Below are 22,388 nucleotides of genomic sequence, written 5' to 3' on the forward strand. Positions count from 1 at the left end.
TCTAAAGTTTTTTTATAATTTTAGCCTTAACTTTTTATAAAACGCATGATGAAGTTTAAGCTTTACACTGATGAAAGTGATGACAGAACTGTTTATATAACAGGAAATTTTAATAACTGGAACCCTAAAGATGATCTATACAAGCTTACTTCCATAGATGCTAACAACTATAGCATTGACATTAGTGATGAATTTTTGCCGTCAGCAATAGAATACAAATTCACAAAAGGAGGCTGGGAAAATGTAGAGCTTGACCAGTATGGAAATATTACTCCCAACAGAAAAGTAAACAAATCGATAGGAGAAGCCTCTGACATGGTAAAGAAATGGAGGCTTAACTGGGGACCTTTTAAAGATGAATTTTTTCCCATTATTGAAATCATCTCAGAAGAATTTTACATTCCACAACTCGACAGATACCGAAAAGTATGGGCGTTACTTCCCTACGATTATTATATTTCCAACAAAAGCTATCCTGTACTCTATCTTCAGGACGCGCAGAACCTCTTCAACGAAGGAAGTGAATACGGCAATTGGGAAATAGATAAAAAACTCTCTATTCTTGCAGAATACGGACGTGGGGATGTCATCATCATCGCCATTGAACACGGAAGTCAGGAAAGGATAAAGGAATATATATTCGACAATGATCATGTTGCTCACGGTTCCGAAGGCAAAAAATACATACGCTTCATCACAGATACGCTGAAACCTTTCGTCGATGAAAATTACCGGACCAAAAAAGACAGGGAAAATACAGGTATCGGCGGAAGTTCCTTAGGTGCCCTTATTAGTATTTACAGTGGATTTCTATATCCTGAAGTATATTCAAAATTACTGATTTTCTCTCCTTCGCTTTGGGTAGAGCCTAACAATAATTTTCCAATGATGAACTTCCGTATTCCCTTCAAGACTAAAATCTATTTATACGGAGGAGGAAAGGAAGGATCTAAAATGGTAAAAAGAATCCGCATATTTGAAGAATATTTAAAAAAATGGGAACAAAAAAATCTTTTTGATTTCGAATTTAAAACCAGTATTAATCCTGAAGGTACACACAGTGAATTCTATTGGTCGCAGGAGTTTCCGAGGGCCATCGAATGGCTATTTTATGACAATACAGAAAATCCTGTAGAAGTAGCACCACAACAACAATCAATCAAACCGTAAAAATTATGAAACTAATCAATAAAAAAAATAAAAATTACATTCAGGTTTTTCAACTATTTACAGAAGAAGAATGGATCAAAAAAAATAAAAGCTTTAACAAAAATATTTCCACCTTTTTTACAGGAAAAAAGAATGAAGTTTTCATCAGCGCTAGTGAAGATAGCATTACTTATTTTATCGGATTAGGAAAATCGTCTGTTCAAAGTTTTGAGATCCAGCAGGTGGCAGTAAAATTTTCACAAACACAAAAAAATAATTTAAAAGCTGTCCCTACTCTGTTGATGAGCGATTTCATCAGCCAAAAACAATTTGAAGAATTTATCAAAGGACTGTTATTAGGAACATACAAATACCCATTTGATAAAAGCCATCCTTTCTGGAGCCCTGAATTTGAAATTCACTTTGAAAATATAAGCCAGAAAAAACTGGATAATATCAGCCAAAAAGCATTAGCGTTGTCCAATGGTCAGACAGCCTGCCAGGAATGGTTAAATAAACCTGCAAACCTTAAGACCCCACCCGTTTTAGGCTCATACCTTAAGGATCTGGCAAAAAAACATCAGCTTAAATACACTGTATTCAACAGAAAAAAATGTGAGGAATTAGGTCTTGGAGCGTATCTCTCAGTTAATCAGGGAAGCGCTTATGATGCTGCCTTCACCATATTAGAATATCGGACAACCGTAAAAAAAGCAAAGACCATTGGATTAATTGGAAAGTGTGTGGTTTTTGATACCGGAGGCATTTCATTAAAAGATCATCAGAACATGCATTATATGAAATCCGATATGGGCGGAGCAACTGCTGTTATAGGATCTTTAATTTATGCTTCAGAGATGCAGCTTCCTGTAAACCTTGTTGTAATTTTACCTATTACCGATAATGCTATTTCTGAAAAAGCTTTTCTGCCAAGTGATGTCATCACAGCTTACAACGGAAAAACTATAGAAGTTCTGAATACTGATGCAGAAGGCAGAATGATATTAGCCGATGCTCTTTCTTATCTGGCTAAAAACTACAAAACAGATCTTCTTATTGATCTGGCAACCCTTACAGGAAGTTCAGTAAGAATGTTTGGAGATACCTGTGGTGCTTTGTTCTCAAACAATGAAGAAGTGAAAAATCTGTTATTGCAAACAGGTGACAGAACCAATCAAAGGCTGTGGAATCTTCCCTTGTGGGATGTATGGAAAGAAGACATACAATCTGATGTAGCAGATCTTAAAAACATTTCCTTGAAGCCCATTGGTGATTGTATTGTAGCGGCCAAATTTCTGGAACAATTTATAGAAAATCATCCGAAGTGGGCTCACCTGGATATTGCGGGAGTCGCTTTCGGGAGTGTTGGTTATGCCAAAGAAAAAGCAGCAACAGGTTTTGGAGTGCAATTGCTGACGGATTTAATCGAAAATTATCATTAAAAATTAGTTTATTACAAAATTTCTCTGTATAATTGATTTAGGATTTTCAAAATCTCAGCAATGGCTAATTTTTAATATTAATTAGTTAATAAAAAATTGCTTTTATTTTTGATAATTCATTAAATTTTTAAAAACACTGTATGGAGGAGAAAACTATAGTATGTATTTCGTGCTATTACAAGGGCTATGATTTCATGGACGAAATGAAGATGCTCGGTAATAAAATAATCCTGATTACATCCGAAAATATCAGAGAAAAGAACTGGCCGTGGCATGCGATCGATGAGGTTTTTTATATGCCCGAATTAAAGCCGTCCGTATGGAACCTTGAACATCTTATTCAGGGATTCTCCCATCTTATGCAGACCCGAAAAATTGATGCTGTCGTTGCTCTCGATGATTACGACGTTGAAAAAGCAGCACTGATCAGGGAGACTTTCCGTATCCCAGGGATGGGACAAACTACCCACCGCTATTTCAGGGATAAACTGGCAATGAGACAAAAAGCCAAAGATTCGGGTATCAACGTGCCAGAATTTACAGCAGTCTTTAACAATGATGAGGTTAATACTTTTATTGAAAACGTCCCTGCTCCGTGGGTGTTAAAGCCCCGTTCCGAAGCTTCTGCATCGGGGATAAAGAAAATCACTTCTAAGGAACAGCTTTGGGAAGCCTTAAATGAGTTGGGAGAAGAACGCCATCTTTTTTTACTGGAAAGCTTTAAACCTGGAGATGTTTTCCATGTAGACAGCCTTACTTTTGATAAGGAAGTGGTGTTTACATCAGCATCTCAATATCTGGCCCCGCCGATGCAGGTTTCCCATGAAGGAGGTGTTTTCAGAACCAAAACTTTAAGCAGGCAATCTGATGAATTTAAAGCTCTTGAAGAAATTAATGCAAAACTCCTCTCAAATTTTGGATTACTGAATGGAGCCACCCATACTGAATTTATAAGGAGTAAAGAAGACGGAACATGGTATTTTCTGGAAACCTCTTCACGTGTAGGGGGTGCACATATTCCTGATCTTGTTGAAGCTTCCAGCGATATCAATATCTGGCGCGAATGGGCAAAGATTGAAGACGCACTCCTGAGATCAAAAAAATATGAAGTAGCCAAACCCGTGGAGTACCATTCCGGGTTGATCATTGCCTTAATTAAGGATCAAAAGCCTGATTACGGTCCGTTCGAATGTGAAGAAATCGTTAAGTACCTTCCTATAGATTATCATGTCGGGATAGTATATAAATCTGGAAACGCCGACATTATACAGGAAAGACTCGACTTCGCAGCAGAGAAGATCAATACCGGATTACTGAATATTTTACCTCCGAAAGGGAAACCCACAAGTTAGTTCGGTCTGTATTCAAATTATAATTATTCCAAGCATGCCACATATAGAACATACTGATTATTATTCAAATATATTGGGAATAAGCATCAAGGTAGAAGTAACAGGACATTACGGCTATCCTATCATCATGTTCCCTACTTCGCAGGGATTATATACCCAGAATCATGATTTCCACCTCAACGGAAGCATCAACTGGTTTGTAGAGCAGGGCAAAGTAAAGCTGTATAACCTTCAGACCATTGACAGTTGGAGTTTTTATGATGATGCTATATCGCCGCAGCAAAGAATAAAAAATTATGAAAGATATGTTCAGTTTCTTATTCAGGAATTTGTCCCTTATATTCAGAAATTACATAAAACACACCGGGTTGCTATAGCCGGTGCCAGTTTCGGAGGATACCATGCTGCAAATTTTGCATTCCGGTTTCCTGATGTCATCTCACATTTATTCTGTCTTTCCGGGGCATTTACGATCCGGAATTTCATGGACGGATATTCTGATGATCTTGTATATTATAATTGCCCCAGAGAGTTCGTCAAAAATGATGAGGCCTGGAAATATAAACATATGCATATTGTCTTAAGTACTTCTGATCAGGACATTTGTAAGGATAAAAACCTTGAAATGGCAGCAATCCTTCAATCAAAAGGAATAGATTACTGGTATGATGAAAGAAAATGGATCAATCACGACTGGCCGTTGTGGAGAATGGTATTTCCGACGTTCATCAGCGCATTTTTTTTCTGAAAAATCAGGTTCTGACAATCATTTATTAGTATAAAACAATAAAAATAACAATTATGAAAAAAAAGGTGGGAATTCTATTTGGTATGGAGGATACATTTCCCTGGGCATTTATCGATAAAGTAAATGAGCTGGGAAATGGCGAGATTATAGCAGAACCTGTCCATATTGATAAACTTGAACAAGGGGCTGATTATGGTTATGCTGTTATTATAGACAGGATTTCCCATGATGTTCCCTTCTACAGGGCATACCTCAAAAATGCTGCACTGAATGGGACCTATATTATCAATAATCCGTTCTGGTGGAGTGCTGATGAAAAATTTTTCAATAATGCACTGATGACAAAACTGGGAATTCCTCTTCCCAAAACGGTATTATTACCTTCTCACGAAAGGCCAACCAATACTACGGAAACATCATTCAGAAACTTAAAATTTCCTCATGACTGGGAATATATATTCGATTATGTAGGTTTTCCCGCTTATATGAAACCTCACGACGGAGGAGGCTGGAGAAATGTGTATAGAATTGAAAATCCGGAAGATTTATGGAATAAACTGGGTGAAACAGAACAACTCGTGATGATGGTTCAGGAAGAGATTATTTTTGATGATTACTACAGGGTATATTGCCTGGGTAGGAAATACGTTCATATCATGCCTTATGAGCCTCGAAATGAGCCTCATTTAAGATATGCAACCAATCATCAGACTGATGGTGAAGAACTGGAAAAACTATTGAAGACCATTCACGATTATACCATAACAATGAATGAGGCCTTAGGATATGATTTCAACACCGTGGAATTTGCAGTACGGGATGGAATTCCTTATGCTATTGATTTTTGTAATCCTGCGCCTGATGCCGACAGAAATTCTGTAGGAGAAGAAAATTTTGCATGGATTGTGGAACACGCTGCTCTGTTTGCGATTGAAAAAGCCAAAGAATATGTTCCAGGAAAGCCTAATATTTCCTGGGGAAATTTTGTAAAAGACTCCATACGATAGATCAGTGAAAGAGAAAATAAAAAAACACTAAAAGGATGCACCAGTTTACTATAGGAATCGAAGAAGAGTATCAGATAATTGATGTTGAAAGCAGGGATCTTATTTCTCATGTTTCTAAAATTATTGAAGGTGGTAAAGCTGTTTTAAGTGAAAATTTAAAACACGAAATGCATGAATCCATGATTGAAATGGAAACAGGAATCTGCCAGAATATTCAGGATGCAAGAACTGAGCTCACGAATTTAAGAAGGCATCTCATTAATATCGCCCATGAACAGGGGCTCAGGGTATCAGGAGGCGGAACCCATCCTTTCTCCCATTGGTCGGACAATTCCATTACCCAGGGTGAACGTTATGTAAAAATTGTAGATGATATGGGAGATGTAGCTAGGGAAAATCTCATTTTCGGTCTTCATGTTCACATTGGTATTCCCAATCGTGAAGAGGGAGTAAGAATTCAAAACGTAATGCGATATTTTCTTCCCCATGTTTACGCCCTATCAACCAATTCTCCATTTTGGATCGGAAGAAATACAGGTTTTAAATCATACAGACAAGAGATCTTTGTCAAATTCCCAAGAACAGGGATACCAAGCTATTTCAACTCATTGGCTGAATTTGACAGCTATGTAGACCTTCTGGTGAAAACAGGAACGATTGATAACGCCAAAAAAATATGGTGGGATCTTCGGGTACATCCATTCTACCCTACTATTGAATTCAGAATCTGTGATATGCCGTTAAGGATTGATGAAACGGTTTGTCTGGCTGCCATTATGCAGAGCTTAGTAGCCAAAATTTATAAACTTCACAAGCAAAATTTAAGTTTCAGAAGCTATAGAAGGCTTTTATTAAACGAAAATAAATGGCGCGCATCAAAAAGTGGTATAGAAGCACATCTTATCGACTTTGGTAAAGAGGAATCGGTGCCATATCCGGATCTCCTGAAAGAACTGCTGGAATTTATAGATGATGTAGTTGATGAGTTAGGATGCAGGAAAGAAGTAGAATACGCATGGAAAATACTTGAAAACGGAACCGGTGCAGACAGGCAGCTTCAGATCTTCAGGGAAACAGGAGACCTTACTAAAGTGGTAGATTATATGATCTCCGAAACAGAATACGGCATTACCCACGGCGAAATCATTTCATGATATTTTTGGTAACTTTGCAAAAATATGATGTATGAAAGATATTAGAATTGCTCTGTTGGACATGAACAACAATCATGTTAACCAAGGATTTAGAAATATTAAAGAAATTTCTGAAGCCTTCAGGCAAAATTCTGAAGAAAATGTAAGCATTGAGGTATTTGATGTACGCTACAAAGACGAAATTCCGGATATCAGAGATTTTGATATTTTCATTTCATCCGGAGGGCCGGGAAATCCTCATAAAGAAGGTTTGGGCTGGGAAATAAAGTACGCTGATTTTTTAGATGCCGTATATAACCATAATAAAGAAAAGGAGGATAAGAAATATTTGTTTCTCATATGCCATTCGTTTCAGATAGGAAGTATTCACTGGAATCTGGGAAATGTATGTCCAAGAAAATCTTACTCTTTTGGAGTAATGCCTATCCACAAGACAGAGGAAGGAGAAAGTGAATTCTTATTTAAAAATCTTTCGAATCCTTTTTATGGTGTAGATTCGCGGGCATTTCAGTTTATAGAACCGGACCATGATCGTTTTGAGGAATTAGGAATGAAGATCGTTGCAATAGAAAAATTCCGACCTCACATAGACCTTGAACGGGCTGTTATGGCAGTTCGTTTCTCAGAAGAGATCTTTGGAACACAGTTTCATCCCGAAGCAGATCCGGCGAGCATGCTTGAAAATCTAAAAGATGAAAAGAACAGAGCTGCAATGATAGAAAACTTCGGAAGAGAGAAATATCTTGAAACACTTGACCGCATTGATGATGAAGACAAAATTGTTTTGACAAGAGCACAGATCCTTCCGGCATTTTTACAGTTTGCGAAAAAAAATATTCTGAAAAGAACAGGTGTAATTGCTTGAAATAAAAAGTAAATAAACGCAACCCCATAAATCGAGCAATTTTGCTCGATTTTTTAAAATCACAAAGAAAAAAATATGATCCCAAAATACAGAAAGCAATTTAATAAAGATTTTTCGCAGGAAAAATACAATCAAGTTAAAGATATTCTTACGCAAAAAAGCGGTATTGAGCCTGCATTCAGAATTTCAGAAAGTCCGTTTTTTCTTACTAAAGAATTTGAAACCAAACTCATTGACGCCAGTGAAAGCATTATCGATCAAATAAAGGCTTTACCTAAAGAAATTCTTCAGAAAGCTATCCCGGAGAATTGTAAAGTTCCCAATGATACAGATCAGCCTCACTTCTTCACCATTGACTTTGGTGTTTGTAAAAATGAAAATGGAGAGATTGAGCCACAATTGATAGAACTACAGGCCTTTCCTTCGTTGTATGCTTTTCAGAAAACTTTTGAAAATACTTTTTGTGAAGTTTATCCCTTTCTTTCAGCAATTAAGAATCCCATGTCTGCTGACCAGTTCACTCATTATTTGAAAGAGTTAATTATCGGAGATGAAAATCCGGAAAATGTAATTCTTCTCGAGATTTTTCCCGACAAACAAAAGACGGCAATAGATTTTGCGCTGACTGAAAAATTACTCGGAATAAAAACAGTTTGCCTCACTAAAGTAAAAAGAGAAGGAAGAAAACTATACTATGAGGATAATGGCAGACAAATTCAGATAAAAAGGATTTATAATCGTGTTATTTTTGATGAATTGGACAGAATTCCGGGTCTTACTCTTGAATTCGATTTTCGAGAAGAGGCAGATGTTAAATGGATCACCCATCCCAATTGGTTTTTTAAAATTTCAAAATACCTTTTACCTTTATTACGACATCAGTTTGTTCCTAAAAGCTACTTCCTCCATGAGTTTCCCGAGCATGAGAATCTTGAAAATTATGTTTTAAAACCTTTATTTTCGTTTGCAGGTAGTGGTGTAGAACTCAATCCTACCCTTGAAATAACAGATTCTATTACAGATAAGGAAAATTATATATTACAACGGAAAGTACAATACGAACCTGTTTTTGAAGATATCAATGGTGAATTTTCAAAAGCAGAGATCCGTTTATTGTATATTTGGCGGGAAAATGATGAACGTCCTATCTTACTTGAGAATCTGGGCAGAATGACCAAAGCTGCCATGGTGAATGTAGATTTTAATAAAAAAGATGCCATCTGGATCGGTAGTTCTAATGTATTCTTTGGAGAAATGTAAAAATAATTAAAATAATATCTGTTTATGGAACAAAATTCCGCTTTTGAAGAGTTTGACAATACCACTAAAAGGCGCGACCTATTACCGGTATGGATCAAGATCTTTACCTGGTTTTTCTTAATTGGAGGGTCTGTAGCATCCCTGATACTAATTGCAGGATTTTTCCTGACAAATGTATCATTATCAATTTACGGAATCAAAGCCAATCATCCTTATACTATTCCCGGTCTCATCGTTTGTATTCTTTTAATTTTTAAGGCCATTGTAGCTTATGGACTTTGGTTTGAAGAAAAATGGGGTCCAAAAACAGCAATTATTGATGCCATTATAGGTATTATAGTTTGCATTGTCATGATGGTAGTTGTTCCTTTCGTTAATTCAAACATCAGCTTCACCATTAGACTTGAACTAATCCCTCTCTATTTTTATCTGATGAAAATGAGGGAGATTGAGAAGAGATGGACAAGCTCATAAAAGAAAAACCTCCAAATGGAGGTTTTTTCAATATATTCTTAATCAGATTTTATCGTCTTCCAGCAATTCTTTAGCCTGATACTCCTGGACAAGATCAATCGCATTTGAAATCACATCGCTCAGGGCAGTAATAAATGTTCCTTCTTCAGCCATTCCGATAGCATGTTTCAATGCCTCAATTTCTTTTGGAATAATTTCATAACTTACATCTCTTCCGGCTTCATTAATTCCGTCTATAATCAGACCGTTAATTTCCTCTTCTTTCCTTCCCCGAAGATGTTTTTCATTTCTTATGATAATGTAATCAAACATTCTCCCCGCAATCTTGCCGCATAACCGTATGTCTTCATCTCTCCGGTCTCCTACCCCTGAAATAATTCCAATTTTTTTGGTTGACTCTACATTTTTAAGATAATCTTCAATCGCCTCGTAGCCATTTGGATTATGGGCAAAGTCTATTAAAACCTTGAAATTTTTAAACTTAAATATATTTAATCTTCCCGGTGTAAGCTGTGCACTTGGAATAAATGTTCTAAGTGAATTTGAAATATCCTCAATACCAAAACCGTACAGGTAGCAGGCTAAACTTGCTGCCAGAACATTTGCGATCATGAATTTGGCCTTACCTTCCATTGTAATAGGAAAATCTTTAGCCCTTCCAATGCGGATCTTCCAGTCTCCTTTTTTAATGGTTACAAAGCCTTCTTCATACACACATGTAATTTTTCCTTCTTTCGCGAACTTCTTAATATATGAATTATTCTCGTCCAAGCTGAAAATTGCTACATTGCTGTCCAGATCATTTACAATTCGAATTGAATATTCATCATCGGCATTCATTACACTCCAGCCGCTTTTCTTTACACTATCCAACACTACTCTCTTTACTCTGGTAAGATCTTTTAGATTATGGATATCATTCATCCCCAAGTGATCTTCTTTAATATTGGTTAAAACGCCAATATCACACTGTGAAAAACCTAACCCTGAACGCAGGATTCCTCCTCTGGCAGTTTCTAATACCGCAAATTCTACAGTCGGATCTTTTAAAACAAATTCAGCGGAAAGCGGACCTGTGGTATCTCCTTTTGTAAGCATGGTATTCTGAATATAGATTCCATCTGAAGTTGTAAATCCAACTCTGTATCCGTTATTTTTAACAATATGGGAGATCAGTCTCGTCGTGGTTGTTTTACCATTAGTCCCCGTTACAGCTATAATAGGAATTGTAAAAGGTTTACCCTGTGGATACAGCATATCTACAACAGGAGCAGCCACATTCCTCGGAAGACCTTCACTCGGAGCAAGATGCATTCTGAATCCAGGAGCTGCATTTACTTCAATAATGGCCCCACCACTTTCTTTGAGTGGCTGAGTCAGATTTTCAGCCATGATATCGATACCACAAACATCAAGACCGATGATTTTAGAAATCCTTTCGGCCATGGTAATATTTTCAGGATGTACCATATCCGTTACGTCAATTGAGGTACCTCCCGTAGAAAGATTGGCAGTAGATTTCAGGAAAACGACTTCTCCTTTCTGAGGAACCGTCTCCAGTGTATACTGAAGCTTTTCAAGAAGCTCCATCGTATCCTTATCAATTTGTATTTCCGTTAAAACATTTTCGTGACCATAACCTCTCCTCGGATCTTTGTTTTCCTTTTCAATCAGTTTTGCTATATCATGTTCTCCGTCACCTACCACGTGGGCAGGTACCCGTCTGGCTGCTGCAACCATTTTATTATTAATGACCAGAACCCTGAAATCATATCCGGTAATGTATTTTTCAACGATCGTTTTTTTAGAATAGTTCTGGGCATGTTGCAGACCAATTTTAGCACTTTCCCAATCATTTACATTGATAGACGACCCTTTTCCATGATTCCCATCCAATGGCTTAAGAACAATCGGATATCCGATTTTTTTAATAACCTTTTCCAAGCCTTCTTCATCCGTCACAAGGTCACCTATGGGAACCGGAATTGCCGCATCATGAAGCATCTTTTTAGTAAGCTCCTTGTTACATGCAATATCTACCGCAATTGAACCTGTTTTACCGGTAATCGTTGCCTGGAATCTTTGCTGGTTAACTCCGTATCCCAATTGTACCAGAGAATTGGTTCCTAATCTGATCCATGGAATTTTTCTGGAAACGGCTTCTTCTACGATACTCCCTGTAGAAGGACCTAAACGAACACGTTCCCTGATTTCCTTTAATTTATGAACGCATTCACTGATATCGTATTCTTTTCCTTCGATCAGGGCTTCAGCAATTTTTACGGCTTCTTCAGCAGCATAAATTCCTGCATTTTCTTCAATATAATCAAATACTACATTGTAAACTCCGGGAGTTTTTGTTTCACGGGTTCTTCCAAATCCGGTGTCCATTCCTGCCAAAGTCTGGATTTCGAGAGCGATGTGTTCAATAACATGTCCCATCCAGGTTCCCGTTTCTACCCTATGAAAAAAGCCTCCTCTTACGCCCTCCGAACAGCGATGGGTAATCAAGGAAGGTATCAATTTTTCTATACGTTCTCTGAACCCTTCAATCTTATTGGTAGGAAAATTCTCCATCTCTTCGAGGTCCAACCGCATCTGTATCAGCTTCTTCCTTCTGATGCTCCAAATATTTGGACCACGTAAGGCCTGTATCTTCTCAATTTTCATAGTCAATTTGCATTTTTCTTGATTAATAATAACATCTTCTAAAATCAAAGATAATGTAAAACCATAAACAAAACCATAGACCATTTAAAGATTTCCCAAAAAAATTAAATATTATTAACAATCTTAAAATCCTCAAAATCAATTTATGTATAATTGATATTTCCTCGAGTACTAATAATTTTTTAAATTTGCATACATGATGAAACCTGTTGGAAAATTAATTGTTATCGGAGGTGCTGTAAATAAAGGAAGTTTTGCAGAAACCGATTATGATCAGAACATAGAAAAAAACCTTAATTTTTTTGAAAGAGGTATTTTAAGAAAGATCATTAATGAGTCTAAGCTCAAAGAAAATTCTGTAATAGAAATCGTTACTACAGCTTCACAGATCCCTCAGATTGTAGGAACGGAATATAAGAAAGCATTCGAATTTCTGGGCGCAAAAAATGTCAACATTCTGGATATCCATAACCGGGAAGAAGCCAATTCTGATGCTATGGTAGCAAGAGCCAATGCAGCGGACGTGGTGATGTTTACCGGTGGGGACCAATTGCGGCTTACATCTATCCTTGGTGGGACAAGATTCCACGATACCATTCTTTTAAAATACCAGGAGCAGGATTTCATCTATTCCGGAACTTCTGCCGGAGCTGCTGCAGCTTCAGAAAACATGATCTATCAGGGTAGCAGCTCGGAAGCATTATTAAAAGGAGAAATAAAAACCACTCAGGGGTTAGGACTTATTGATAATGTAATCATTGATACCCACTTTGTACAAAGAGGACGTATCGGAAGACTTTTCCAGGCAGTTGTTAATAATCCAAGAACATTAGGAATCGGATTGGGAGAAGATACAGGTCTTTTTATACATAATGATGTAATGACTGCTGTAGGTTCGGGTCTTGTGATTATCGTGGATGGACGTTTTATCAAAGATACCAATCTTACCAATATCAACTTAGGAGAACCTATATCCATTGATAACCTTACCGTGCATGTCATGTCGATGAACGATCATTATGACCTTACCACAAGAACATTAACGATTGAGAATTCACAATTCAATCCTATTCCACAGGACAAATAATTTGATCCCGAAAAATTGAGAGCGAAGAATTGAAAATTTTTAGTGTATATAAACTAAAAACCTTATAATTTATAGTCAATATAATCGTAAGTTTACCACCTTCAACTTTCATTTAAATAAAAATATGAAAATAATCATCCACGGTGGTTTCTTTTCCGAAAGTGACCAAAGCCATGAAGTAAAAGTTGCCAAACAAAATTCATTAAAAAATATTGCACAAAAAGCATTTGATTATCTGCAATCCAATTCAGCTTTTGATACCGTAGCGTATGCAGTATCTCTTCTTGAAGATGATGCCCTGTTCAATGCAGGAATCGGTTCCCAGATCCAAAGTGATGGTATCATTCGGATGAGTGCAGCGATCATGGATGGAGAAATACAGAAATTAAGTGGTGTTATTAATATTCAGGATGTTAAAAATCCCGTATTTGTAGCAAAGGATCTAATGAAGGAGGAGGATCGTGTTTTAGGAGGTAGTGGTGCAAAAAAATATGCTTCAGAACATGGTTTTGAAGATTTCTCTACAGAAATTCCCCAAAGAAGAAAAGAATACGAAGCAAAAATCAATAACGGTGGAAAAGGAACTGTAGGCTGTGTAGCCATAGACAAGGATGGAAAACTTGCTGTTGCCACTTCAACCGGTGGAAAAGGATTTGAAATTCCCGGAAGAATTTCTGATTCAGCTACTGTTGCCGGAAATTACGCTAATTCATTTTGTGCCGTAAGCTGCACTGGTGTAGGTGAAGATATTGTAAGCAATGCTACAGCAACAAAAATTGTGACCCGGGTAACTGATGGAATGAAATTGAAAGATGCATTTCATAAAACCTTTGAGGAATTAAAAACTATTGATGGCTTTGCAGGTGCGATTGCTATTGATAAAGATGGAAATATCTATCATCAGGACTCTTATCCTACGATGGTTTTTGCAAGTTTTGATGGTGAAAATTTTGAAATATTCAATTAATTTAACATTTTTTTATTACTGCTTTCATTTTTTTGGCACGCAATTTACATGATACTAAACAACAAATTTTTAATATTAATTTAAAAAAATAGAAATCATGGGAAATAAGACAAACGGATTATTAGCTTTATTAGGTTTAGGTGCTTTAGCATATTGGAAGTACAAAAAATCCACACCAGAAGAACAACAAGCTGTAAAGGACAAAATCAACAACGTTAAGGACAATGTAAACAAGTGGGGAAATGATCTTAAGAACAAAGCAAATGATGTTGCATCCCAGGTTCAGGACAAAGTTGATGAGGCTAAAACAAAAGCTCAGGACTCTTTAAGTTAAAACAAGTTTTTTTTAACATTCATATACAGAAAAGTCATCGTAATACTTATTTACGATGACTTTTTTTGTGCTTCCAATGCAAATACCAAAGGTATATGATTTCCAAATTGCGGTATTCTCCATTTACCTTTCTCAGATTCTACAATGTGTTTAAAACAAGGATAGGGAGACCAATCAAATTCCTGAAAGTCATTTATGGTCATGTTATTTTTAATTAGATTCTGGATAATCTCTGCCAATGAATGATTCCACATCACATATTCCTGAGTAATATCGGCTGATGGATCTGCATACGTTCCGTTATATGTTTCAATGATCGGTTTTTCATTGAAATAATTATAAGCAACCCTATTAAAGTCATCATCAAACATCCAGACAACAGGATGAAATTCTGCCACGATAAACTTCCCATCCGGTTTTAAAAAGTGAGCAATAACCTGCGCCCACTGATCCAAGTCTGGAAGCCATCCTATGGTTCCATAGCTTGTAAATACAATATCGAACTTTTCATTTAAAACATTGGGAAGATCGTAAACATCAGAGCAAATAAATTCAGTATCGGTTCCACACTTCTTCGTCAAATCTCTTGCAGTGGCAATAGCTTTGTCAGATAGATCAATTCCGGTAACCACAGCTCCCAGCCTTGATAATGATATTGAATCTTGTCCAAAATGGCATTGCAAATGCAGGATCTTTTTTCCTTCAATATTTCCTAAAAGATCGAGTTCTATGGAATTGAGTGAACTTCTTCCATTTAAAAACTCATCAACAAAATAAAAGTCCGATTTAAGATGGGGTTCCACCTTAGCATTCCAGGAGTTTCTGTTAATTTCTAAATAATTCTTTTCCATGATTGAACATATAAGTGCTATGATGTGTATTGTAAACAATCTTAATTTTAATTCCCCGAATCAGTCATCCAGAGAATCATCGGATGGAATCACAATAGAAGTGTAAGGACTGTAAATCTCCCACCCTAAAGTTTCATATAATGATTTACCCTCTGTAGTGGCCACCAGAAAATTATTCCGGGCGCCTTTTGACAGTGCTATTTTTTCAAGCTCTTTCATTAGTAAAGAAGCAAGTCCTTTTCTTCTGTGTTTCTCATCTGTAATGATCTGATCATACACAGCCATATCATCAACAATAGCAACTCTTCCTATCGCTCCCTGCTCATTTCCATTTTTGGTCATTACCCTTACAACATGCGTAGAATTATACACGTCATGATGAATCGTGTAGTCATCTGGGAGACCACGCTTTAAAGCAACCATGGGATGAAAACATGACATCATATACTGGTCACCCTGAATTTTCCATTTTGAGGGGATTTTATCCTTAAAAGTTTCAAAAGCTGAGGAAACTTTCAGATATACCCATGGTTCATCAATTATTTTCGACAGCTGAATAAAATCATCATTAGGTTCAGAAAACAGATATCGCTTTTTCTGCATAGGAGCATTGACATCAACAGTAAAACCGGATTTATATGCAACCGGTAAAGGTAATTCTCTTGATAACGACCATCCTTTCAACCACTTTTCTAATATTTCGGCTGAAGCTTTATTTTTCATGATAAGGCTATTAAAAATGTTGACATAAATATAATAATTGATTGATCTTATCTCACAATAAATATAGATTATATACATCTCAAAATATTAAAATAAATCACCATCTTTAACATAGTGTATTATTAAAGGCCAGGTTTTAAACAGATAAAAAATAATTTCATGAATAAAAAACATATTGTAATCATAGGTTTAGGAGGTGTAGGTGGCTATTTTGGCTTTAAAATAAGCCAGAATAATGAAACTTTCCACCAATATATCATATCATTTGTTGCAAGAGGTGAAACCTATAAAAAAGTGAAAGCGGAAGGCTTGACCTTAATTTCCACTGAACACCGATATAGTAAAACATGGGCTAATTCAGTTTATGAAAATATCCGGGAAATTGTAAAACCTGATCTTGTATTGATTTGTGTAAAAGAATACGACCTGGAAAGAGTTTGTCAAGAACTGAAAGAAGTCATTACTGAAAATACCATTTTATTACCTATGATGAATGGTGCTGATATTTATGACAGAATAAGAAAAATAATTCCTGCTCATGTTATATTGCCTTCATGTGTTTATGTGGCTTCTCATATAAAAGAAAAAGGAGTTGTAGAACATAAAGGGAAAACTGGAAAGTTGATTATTGGCAGGGATCCACAAAATTTTTCCCAAAACATAGATTGGGTAATCAATGTTCTCAAAGAAAGCAGGATCGATTTTGATTTTAAAGATGATGCCTTAACTGATATCTGGACCAAATTTACTTTTATAGCAAGTTTCGGACTGGTAACAGCTAAATACAACTCCTCTATTGGTACCGTTTGTACAGATCCTGCACAAAAAAATGAGGCAGAAGAAATAATGAAGGAAATAAAAGCAATTGCAGATAAAAAGGGGATTTTACTTGAAGATAATATCATCGAGAATACTTTTGAAAAAGCATCAGCATTTCCTCATGAAACTCCTACTTCCCTTCAATTGGATATTAATTCCGGAAAAAAAGAAAGTGAACTGGAATTATTTGCAGGAGCAATTATCAAATACGGAAATGAAAACGGAATCAAAGTACCTTTTACTCAAAAAATATATAATGAAATAAAGGCTAAGATAAAATAAAAAAAGAGTCTTCTTATCTTGATAAGAAGACTCTTTTTAGTTATTAATCTAGACTATCCCAAAAACTCTTCCAAAGAAACTGTTTTTTGCTCTCCGGCTTCAAGGTTTTTAAAAGTCACTGTTCTGTTTTTAATCTCTTCTTCACCCAGGAATACCAGGTTTTTAATTCCCTTTTTTTCCGCATAAGTGAATTGCTTATTAATTTTTGCACTTTCAGGATAAAGCTCGGCAGAAATCCCCTTTGCTCTGAGTTGAATAATCAGCTTTAGAGCTTCAAGTGTTTCTTCCCCTCCGAAATTAGCAAACAAATATTCTACTTTCGACGCAGCCTCTTCCGGGAAAAGACCTAGCTCTTCCATAACCAGATAAATCCTGTCTAATCCGAAAGAAATACCGATACCCGGAATATTTTTAACCCCGAATACAGCCGTAAGATTATCATATCTTCCACCACCACCGATAGAACCCATTTGAGCTTCATCGGCTTTCACTTCAAAGATAGCTCCTGTATAATAATCCAACCCTCTTGCTAATGTAATGTCGAAAACAAGGTTCTGCAAGTCTACGCCAAGACTTAAAGATTGCGTAAGAACAAACTCCAGTTCCTCTACTCCTTTCAATCCTATTTCATTTCCTACAAATTTTTCCTTCAGCTGAAGAAGGTTTTCCAAAGCATCATCCGATTGAGAGAATAAGAAATCTAGTTTATCGATAGATTCCGGGGAAATTCCTCTTTCAAGCAATTCCTTGATTACACCGTCTTTTCCAATCTTATCCAATTTATCAAGTGCTACAGTAAAATCAATAAGCTTATCTGTAATTCCTGCATATTCTGCCAATCCGGAAAGGATTTTCCTGTTGTTGACATGAATCGTTACCGAAACTTTCAAGTCTGAGAAAGATTTCAGATACAGCTGAATCAGCTCTACTTCCTGTAAAAGACTTTCACTGCCTACTACATCGGCATCACACTGGTAAAACTCCCTGAACCTTCCTTTTTGAGGGCGGTCAGCTCTCCAAACCGGTTGAATCTGATATCGTTTGTATGGAAATGTTAATTGCCCGTGATTCATTGCCACGAATCTCGCAAAAGGTACGGTAAGATCATAGCGAAGAGCTTTGTCCGTAAGACTTTCTGAACTGAAAGGCTTATCCAATGCTTTTTGAAAATCGGTAAGCATCTGTGTCTTTTTATCTTCTTTAGCTTCATTGATGCTCGAGTTCAGAATCTTAAAAATTAACCGATCTCCCTCTTCTCCATATTTCCCCGTTAATGTCGAAAGATTTTCAAAACTTGGTGTCTCCAAAGGCTGGAATCCAAATAATTGAAAGTTATTCTGTAAAATATTAATGATATATTTTCTTCTTGAAACTTCCTGTGCGGTAAAATCTCTCGTTCCTTTTGCTAAGCTTGGCTTCATTCTATAATAGGTAAATGATAAATAATAATTGATAAGTCTTGCAAAAATAAGGAATTGAAAGGACTTTTTAAATTCCGGAAGATTTTAATTATTTAAAATTTGAACTCATCAATTCCCTTATCATTAAACAGTATTTTTGTACAAGCCTCATGATTTTTCAAAGCTCCCTGTACACGCCATATGATCGTATATTTCTCTCCGATCCTCATCTGTTTACCCCTGCTCGATTTTAGTCCGTATTCTTTGAAAAGGGCTTCATATTTATCCACCACTTCATCATTATAAGAAAGGGTAATCTGATAAGTATAGCGGGTTGTAATCCTATCGATAACGTTCTGTATGTATTTGAAAAGGACCAAAAGTAAAACTACAGATAGGGAACCGATAAGAGCTTCCTTATAATATTCCGCACCTATCGTCATACCCAGTGCCGCACAAATCCAAATAGTCACAGCTGTTGTAAGTCCGGATACCCTGTTTTCCTCCTTAAAAATAACTCCCGCCCCTACAAAGCCGATTCCTGTAATAATATTAGCTGCAATCCGATCCGGACTTCCCTCGACACCAAGACTCAAAGATAGCATGGTAAACATACACGAACCCAATGTCACTAATATCATTGTCCTAAGTCCTGCAGATTTTAACTGGTACTCTCTTTCGATCCCGATGATTCCTCCAATTACAATCGAAAATACTATAGGGAGTATATCGTTTATACTAATCATTTATCTTTTTTTTGCCTATGTCAAATTATTATTTTTTTGTTTTATTTACAAATGTCTTATAAAAAAATATTATCAGTTTTCAGTACGTGTGCCCATTATTTACCGGTAGGTTTCATAACATAAATAGGTATGGAAAAAGCTGAAGGAATACAGGTCCCCCAGCTTTTCATTGTTTCACAATTTGTGTTTGATCAATTAGTAAATCAGATACTTTCCAGAATTTCTATAATCTCTTCACCATAGTTTTCTATTTTATGTTTTCCGAAACCTTTGATGTCTAATAATTCTGCTTTTTTTGCCGGTTTATATTTTGCTACGGATAACAGCTCTTTATTACTGGCTATAAAATAAATTGGGAGATTTTGCTCTCTTGCTTTTTCCGATCTCCATAATTTCAGGGCATCGAGAATTTTTTCTTCATCCCTATTCAGCATTTCATTTTCTGCCGAATATTTTACACTTTTGGATTCTTTTACAGCAGATACTCCTGCTTTCAGTTCTTCGAAGTATAAGACAACTGACCAGTAAAGCTCGTCGTGTACAAAAGCGGTTTCCGTTTTAATAATTTCATGATTTCCGAGAAAATCGTCCAATGCCTGCTGATCTGTATACAGATACTCTTCGGGCAGCCTTATTTTAAAAACTTTTACTCTCATCATCTGTGTTTTTGTATTATTTATTACCCCCTAACAGCAGGATTTCATCAACCCTTATTTCTGTAATATACCTTTTTACACCATCTTTATCATCGTAAGATCTGTAGGTAAGCTTTCCCTCAATAGCGATTTCTTTTCCTTTGGGAACATACTTCTGAAGGATCTCCGCAACTTTTCCAAAGGCAATCAGATTATGCCATTGTGTTTCTTCTACTTTTTCACCTTTTGCATTGGTGTAGTGATCACTCGTTGCTAAAGACACGCTTGCTTTTACATTCCCACTGTCGAAGTTGATCATTTCTACTTCTTTTCCTGTGTAACCGATTAATGTTACTTTGTTTCTTAGTGACATAACTATAAATTTTAAAGATTAATATTATCAGATAAGAGACGTTCACTGCTTTCTCAAATCTCTGTTGCAAAGATTGCCATCCCAGCCCATTAAAGTCGGTTATAAACTATTTAAATTCATTTGTAGTCGTTTGTAAACGGATAATCCGTACCTTTGATTAAATATTCATGGTATGAAAAAAGAGATCAACATCTTTGAATTTCCTTTTAATCTAGGCCTTACTAAAAAAGAACATGAAACAGAGCCCGGAGTAAAAAAACTTCCGGATTGGCTTCGAAAACTTAATTTTCATGCTAAGCTCCATCCTAAGAATATTTTGAGACTTAATGGTCCTGACTATGCAATGGATTTTGATGAAGAAACCCAGGTAAAAAATCCAGATCGAATCATTGAATATGCCCAAAAGCAATCTGACCTGATCCTGAAAAACTATGATAAAGACACCCTCAATGTAATCATTGGCGGTGACTGCAGTATTTTAATAGGAACTGCAATCGCCCTTAAAAAGCTGGGAAATTTTGGTTTGTTTTATCTTGACGGGCATACTGACTATATTCCACCTGAACTTTCATCAAGTGGTGGCGTAGCCGGAATGGATCTGGCTATCGTTTCAGGAATGGGACATCAAAAACTCACCAATATTCGTGGCCTGAGGCCCTATTTTCTTGAAGAAAACATCTTCTGTGTAGGGAATGCAGAAACAGACGATGAAGACTATGTAAACCAGGTTATTAATTCAGGCGTTCATTATTATGATCTGGAAAGTCTACGTAAAAATGGTTTCAGCAAAACGGCTGAAGATTTTTTAAAAATGATTCAACAGAAAGGTTTGGATGGTTTTTTCATTCATTTCGATGTTGATGTATTGAATGATCAGATTATGCCGGCTGTTGATAGCAGAACAGAAGATGGAATCGACTATAATAACCTCCGGGAAATTCTGACCCCATTGATTGAGAATGACCAATGTTTTGGAATAGAAATTACTATATTAGACCCTGACTACGATAAGCAAGGCGTCTACACAAAGGCATTTGTTGAAAATTTAACCCAGATAATAAAAAAATAAAGAAGAATTCATGAAGCAGAAAATAAAAAGAACACTAAGGGTTTCGAAATATGTAATTTATAAAGAAACTCTTGTCGATTACAAAGAACATTTCTGGTCTTTTTTAGGTGCATTTTTTGGAATCGGAATCATTGCATTCATCCAGTCGCACTATCTTTTGGAACAGGAGAACATTTTTCTGATCGGCTCGTTCGGGGCATCCAGCGTTTTAATCTATGGAGCCATTCAAAGTCCGTTGGCACAACCCCGGAATCTTGTAGGAGGTCACGTTCTTTCAGCATTGGTGGGTGTAACGATTTATAAAATAGTTCCCGACGTGCTATGGCTGTCAGCTCCGTTGGCTGTTGCGTTTTCAATCGTTCTGATGCAGTATACGAAAACCCTGCATCCACCCGGTGGTGCTACAGCGTTGATCGCCGTTACCTCATCAGGAAAAATTCCGGAACTGGGATATTGGTATGCATTATCTCCTGTTCTATCGGGGTGTATCATCCTGCTTCTTGTTGCTTTATTTTTCAATAATATTACCTCCAACAGAAGTTATCCCAACCATACAAGATTTCTGCGGTTGTTAAAGAAAAAGCATCAACACAAAATGAAAAAATAATATTATGAATTGTCTAGAATGTGGCGAAAAGATCATCGGAAGATCAGACAAAAAATTCTGCAATGACGCCTGCCGCAACGCCTATAACAATAAGCAGAATAAAGACTCCAATAACCTGATGCGGAACATTAATAATAAACTTCGCAAAAACTACCGTATTCTTACGGAAATAAACGTGGAAGGTAAAACAAAAATTTCACGTTCAAAGCTGGATGGCTTAGGTTTTGATTTCGATTACATCACTAACATTAAAGTTTATAAAAACGGTTCGGAATATAAATTTATTTACGATTACGGTTATAAACTTTTGGAAGATGATTTTGTATTGATTGTAAAAAATCAAACCTAAGAATACACCACCCAAATTAATATCT

The 22,388-nt window shown here is 36.4% G+C and carries 23 protein-coding genes; 16 read left to right on the forward strand and 7 right to left on the reverse strand.

Going from position 1 to position 22,388, the window contains the following annotated elements; genetic code table 11:
* Window positions 1-48: 48 nt before the first annotated feature.
* From ACNFU2_RS05105 to ACNFU2_RS05145, 9 genes are all read left to right on the forward strand, one after another.
* Window positions 49-1,170 carry an alpha/beta hydrolase-fold protein gene (locus tag ACNFU2_RS05105; protein WP_418124886.1) on the forward strand — a complete coding sequence of 374 codons (1,122 nt, stop codon included), beginning with the start codon at window positions 49-51 and terminating at the stop codon, window positions 1,168-1,170.
* A 5-nt stretch (window positions 1,171-1,175) separates the two neighbouring features.
* Window positions 1,176-2,591 (forward strand): M17 family metallopeptidase, encoded by a 1,416-nt coding sequence (locus tag ACNFU2_RS05110; RefSeq protein WP_418123993.1) that lies wholly within the window; start codon window positions 1,176-1,178, stop codon window positions 2,589-2,591.
* Between the two features lie 140 nt (window positions 2,592-2,731).
* Complete coding sequence (locus ACNFU2_RS05115; RefSeq protein ID WP_172278554.1) at window positions 2,732-3,943, forward strand: ATP-grasp domain-containing protein; 1,212 nt, start codon at window positions 2,732-2,734, stop codon at window positions 3,941-3,943.
* A gap of 34 nt (window positions 3,944-3,977) precedes the next feature.
* Complete coding sequence (locus ACNFU2_RS05120) at window positions 3,978-4,691, forward strand: alpha/beta hydrolase-fold protein (RefSeq protein ID WP_418123996.1); 714 nt, start codon at window positions 3,978-3,980, stop codon at window positions 4,689-4,691.
* A gap of 53 nt (window positions 4,692-4,744) precedes the next feature.
* Window positions 4,745-5,698, forward strand: coding sequence for an ATP-grasp domain-containing protein (locus ACNFU2_RS05125; RefSeq protein ID WP_172278558.1), 954 nt, complete (start codon window positions 4,745-4,747; stop codon window positions 5,696-5,698).
* Between the two features lie 35 nt (window positions 5,699-5,733).
* Entirely contained in the window at window positions 5,734-6,852 is a 1,119-nt protein-coding gene (locus ACNFU2_RS05130) for a carboxylate-amine ligase (protein WP_172278560.1), read from the forward strand.
* A gap of 31 nt (window positions 6,853-6,883) precedes the next feature.
* Window positions 6,884-7,717, forward strand: coding sequence for a type 1 glutamine amidotransferase (locus ACNFU2_RS05135; RefSeq protein ID WP_418123998.1), 834 nt, complete (start codon window positions 6,884-6,886; stop codon window positions 7,715-7,717).
* Between the two features lie 75 nt (window positions 7,718-7,792).
* Window positions 7,793-8,977: a hypothetical protein gene (locus ACNFU2_RS05140; RefSeq protein ID WP_418124000.1), complete on the forward strand. Its 1,185-nt coding sequence runs from the start codon at window positions 7,793-7,795 to the stop codon at window positions 8,975-8,977.
* Between the two features lie 24 nt (window positions 8,978-9,001).
* Window positions 9,002-9,451: a hypothetical protein gene (locus ACNFU2_RS05145; RefSeq protein ID WP_418124002.1), complete on the forward strand. Its 450-nt coding sequence runs from the start codon at window positions 9,002-9,004 to the stop codon at window positions 9,449-9,451.
* A gap of 42 nt (window positions 9,452-9,493) precedes the next feature.
* Here ACNFU2_RS05145 and cphA read toward each other — a convergent pair whose 3' ends face one another.
* Window positions 9,494-12,121 (reverse strand): cyanophycin synthetase, encoded by a 2,628-nt coding sequence (gene cphA, locus ACNFU2_RS05150; RefSeq protein WP_418124004.1) that lies wholly within the window; start codon window positions 12,119-12,121, stop codon window positions 9,494-9,496.
* A gap of 199 nt (window positions 12,122-12,320) precedes the next feature.
* Between cphA and ACNFU2_RS05155 the strand changes: the two genes are divergently transcribed.
* The 3 genes from ACNFU2_RS05155 (at window position 12,321) to ACNFU2_RS05165 (ending at window position 14,509) form a co-directional block, all read left to right on the forward strand.
* The gene (locus ACNFU2_RS05155) at window positions 12,321-13,208 is read left to right on the forward strand and encodes a cyanophycinase (protein WP_172279675.1); all 888 of its coding nucleotides are present in this window, start codon (window positions 12,321-12,323) and stop codon (window positions 13,206-13,208) included.
* A gap of 124 nt (window positions 13,209-13,332) precedes the next feature.
* On the forward strand, window positions 13,333-14,175 hold the full coding sequence (locus ACNFU2_RS05160) for an isoaspartyl peptidase/L-asparaginase (protein ID WP_418124005.1): 843 nt from the start codon (window positions 13,333-13,335) through the stop codon (window positions 14,173-14,175).
* 97 nt (window positions 14,176-14,272) lie between these two features.
* Complete coding sequence (locus ACNFU2_RS05165) at window positions 14,273-14,509, forward strand: YtxH domain-containing protein (protein WP_172278571.1); 237 nt, start codon at window positions 14,273-14,275, stop codon at window positions 14,507-14,509.
* A gap of 50 nt (window positions 14,510-14,559) precedes the next feature.
* Here the strand turns inward: ACNFU2_RS05165 and ACNFU2_RS05170 are convergent, their stop codons facing one another.
* Together ACNFU2_RS05170 and ACNFU2_RS05175 are read right to left on the reverse strand one after the other, a co-directional pair.
* Complete coding sequence (locus ACNFU2_RS05170; protein WP_418124006.1) at window positions 14,560-15,360, reverse strand: class I SAM-dependent methyltransferase; 801 nt, start codon at window positions 15,358-15,360, stop codon at window positions 14,560-14,562.
* A gap of 60 nt (window positions 15,361-15,420) precedes the next feature.
* The gene (locus tag ACNFU2_RS05175) at window positions 15,421-16,083 is read right to left on the reverse strand and encodes a GNAT family N-acetyltransferase (protein WP_418124007.1); all 663 of its coding nucleotides are present in this window, start codon (window positions 16,081-16,083) and stop codon (window positions 15,421-15,423) included.
* A 159-nt stretch (window positions 16,084-16,242) separates the two neighbouring features.
* On the opposite strand from ACNFU2_RS05175, the gene ACNFU2_RS05180 reads away from it, so the two are divergent.
* Window positions 16,243-17,184, forward strand: coding sequence for a ketopantoate reductase family protein (locus tag ACNFU2_RS05180; RefSeq protein ID WP_418124009.1), 942 nt, complete (start codon window positions 16,243-16,245; stop codon window positions 17,182-17,184).
* A gap of 53 nt (window positions 17,185-17,237) precedes the next feature.
* Here the strand turns inward: ACNFU2_RS05180 and hisS are convergent, their stop codons facing one another.
* The 4 genes from hisS to ACNFU2_RS05200 form a co-directional block, all read right to left on the reverse strand.
* Window positions 17,238-18,605 (reverse strand): histidine--tRNA ligase, encoded by a 1,368-nt coding sequence (gene hisS, locus ACNFU2_RS05185; protein WP_306612568.1) that lies wholly within the window; start codon window positions 18,603-18,605, stop codon window positions 17,238-17,240.
* A gap of 92 nt (window positions 18,606-18,697) precedes the next feature.
* Window positions 18,698-19,330 carry an MgtC/SapB family protein gene (locus ACNFU2_RS05190; protein WP_273648217.1) on the reverse strand — a complete coding sequence of 211 codons (633 nt, stop codon included), beginning with the start codon at window positions 19,328-19,330 and terminating at the stop codon, window positions 18,698-18,700.
* Window positions 19,331-19,533: 203 nt separating this feature from the next.
* Window positions 19,534-19,989: an HRDC domain-containing protein gene (locus tag ACNFU2_RS05195; RefSeq protein WP_228456952.1), complete on the reverse strand. Its 456-nt coding sequence runs from the start codon at window positions 19,987-19,989 to the stop codon at window positions 19,534-19,536.
* Between the two features lie 13 nt (window positions 19,990-20,002).
* A complete protein-coding gene (locus ACNFU2_RS05200; protein WP_172278583.1) occupies window positions 20,003-20,338 on the reverse strand; it encodes a single-stranded DNA-binding protein in 336 nt (111 codons plus the stop codon).
* A 172-nt stretch (window positions 20,339-20,510) separates the two neighbouring features.
* Between ACNFU2_RS05200 and ACNFU2_RS05205 the strand changes: the two genes are divergently transcribed.
* The 3 genes from ACNFU2_RS05205 to ACNFU2_RS05215 are packed head-to-tail and all read left to right on the forward strand — an operon-like array spanning window position 20,511 to window position 22,363.
* Window positions 20,511-21,407, forward strand: coding sequence for an arginase family protein (locus ACNFU2_RS05205; RefSeq protein ID WP_273648218.1), 897 nt, complete (start codon window positions 20,511-20,513; stop codon window positions 21,405-21,407).
* A gap of 10 nt (window positions 21,408-21,417) precedes the next feature.
* Window positions 21,418-22,014 carry an HPP family protein gene (locus ACNFU2_RS05210; RefSeq protein ID WP_172278587.1) on the forward strand — a complete coding sequence of 199 codons (597 nt, stop codon included), beginning with the start codon at window positions 21,418-21,420 and terminating at the stop codon, window positions 22,012-22,014.
* Between the two features lie 4 nt (window positions 22,015-22,018).
* A complete protein-coding gene (locus ACNFU2_RS05215) occupies window positions 22,019-22,363 on the forward strand; it encodes a hypothetical protein (RefSeq protein ID WP_172278589.1) in 345 nt (114 codons plus the stop codon).
* The last annotated feature ends 25 nt before the right edge of the window (window positions 22,364-22,388 follow it).

The sequence above is a fragment of the Chryseobacterium sp. PTM-20240506 genome (assembly GCF_048296755.1).
Classification (GTDB): Bacteria; Bacteroidota; Bacteroidia; order Flavobacteriales; family Weeksellaceae; genus Chryseobacterium; species Chryseobacterium proteolyticum.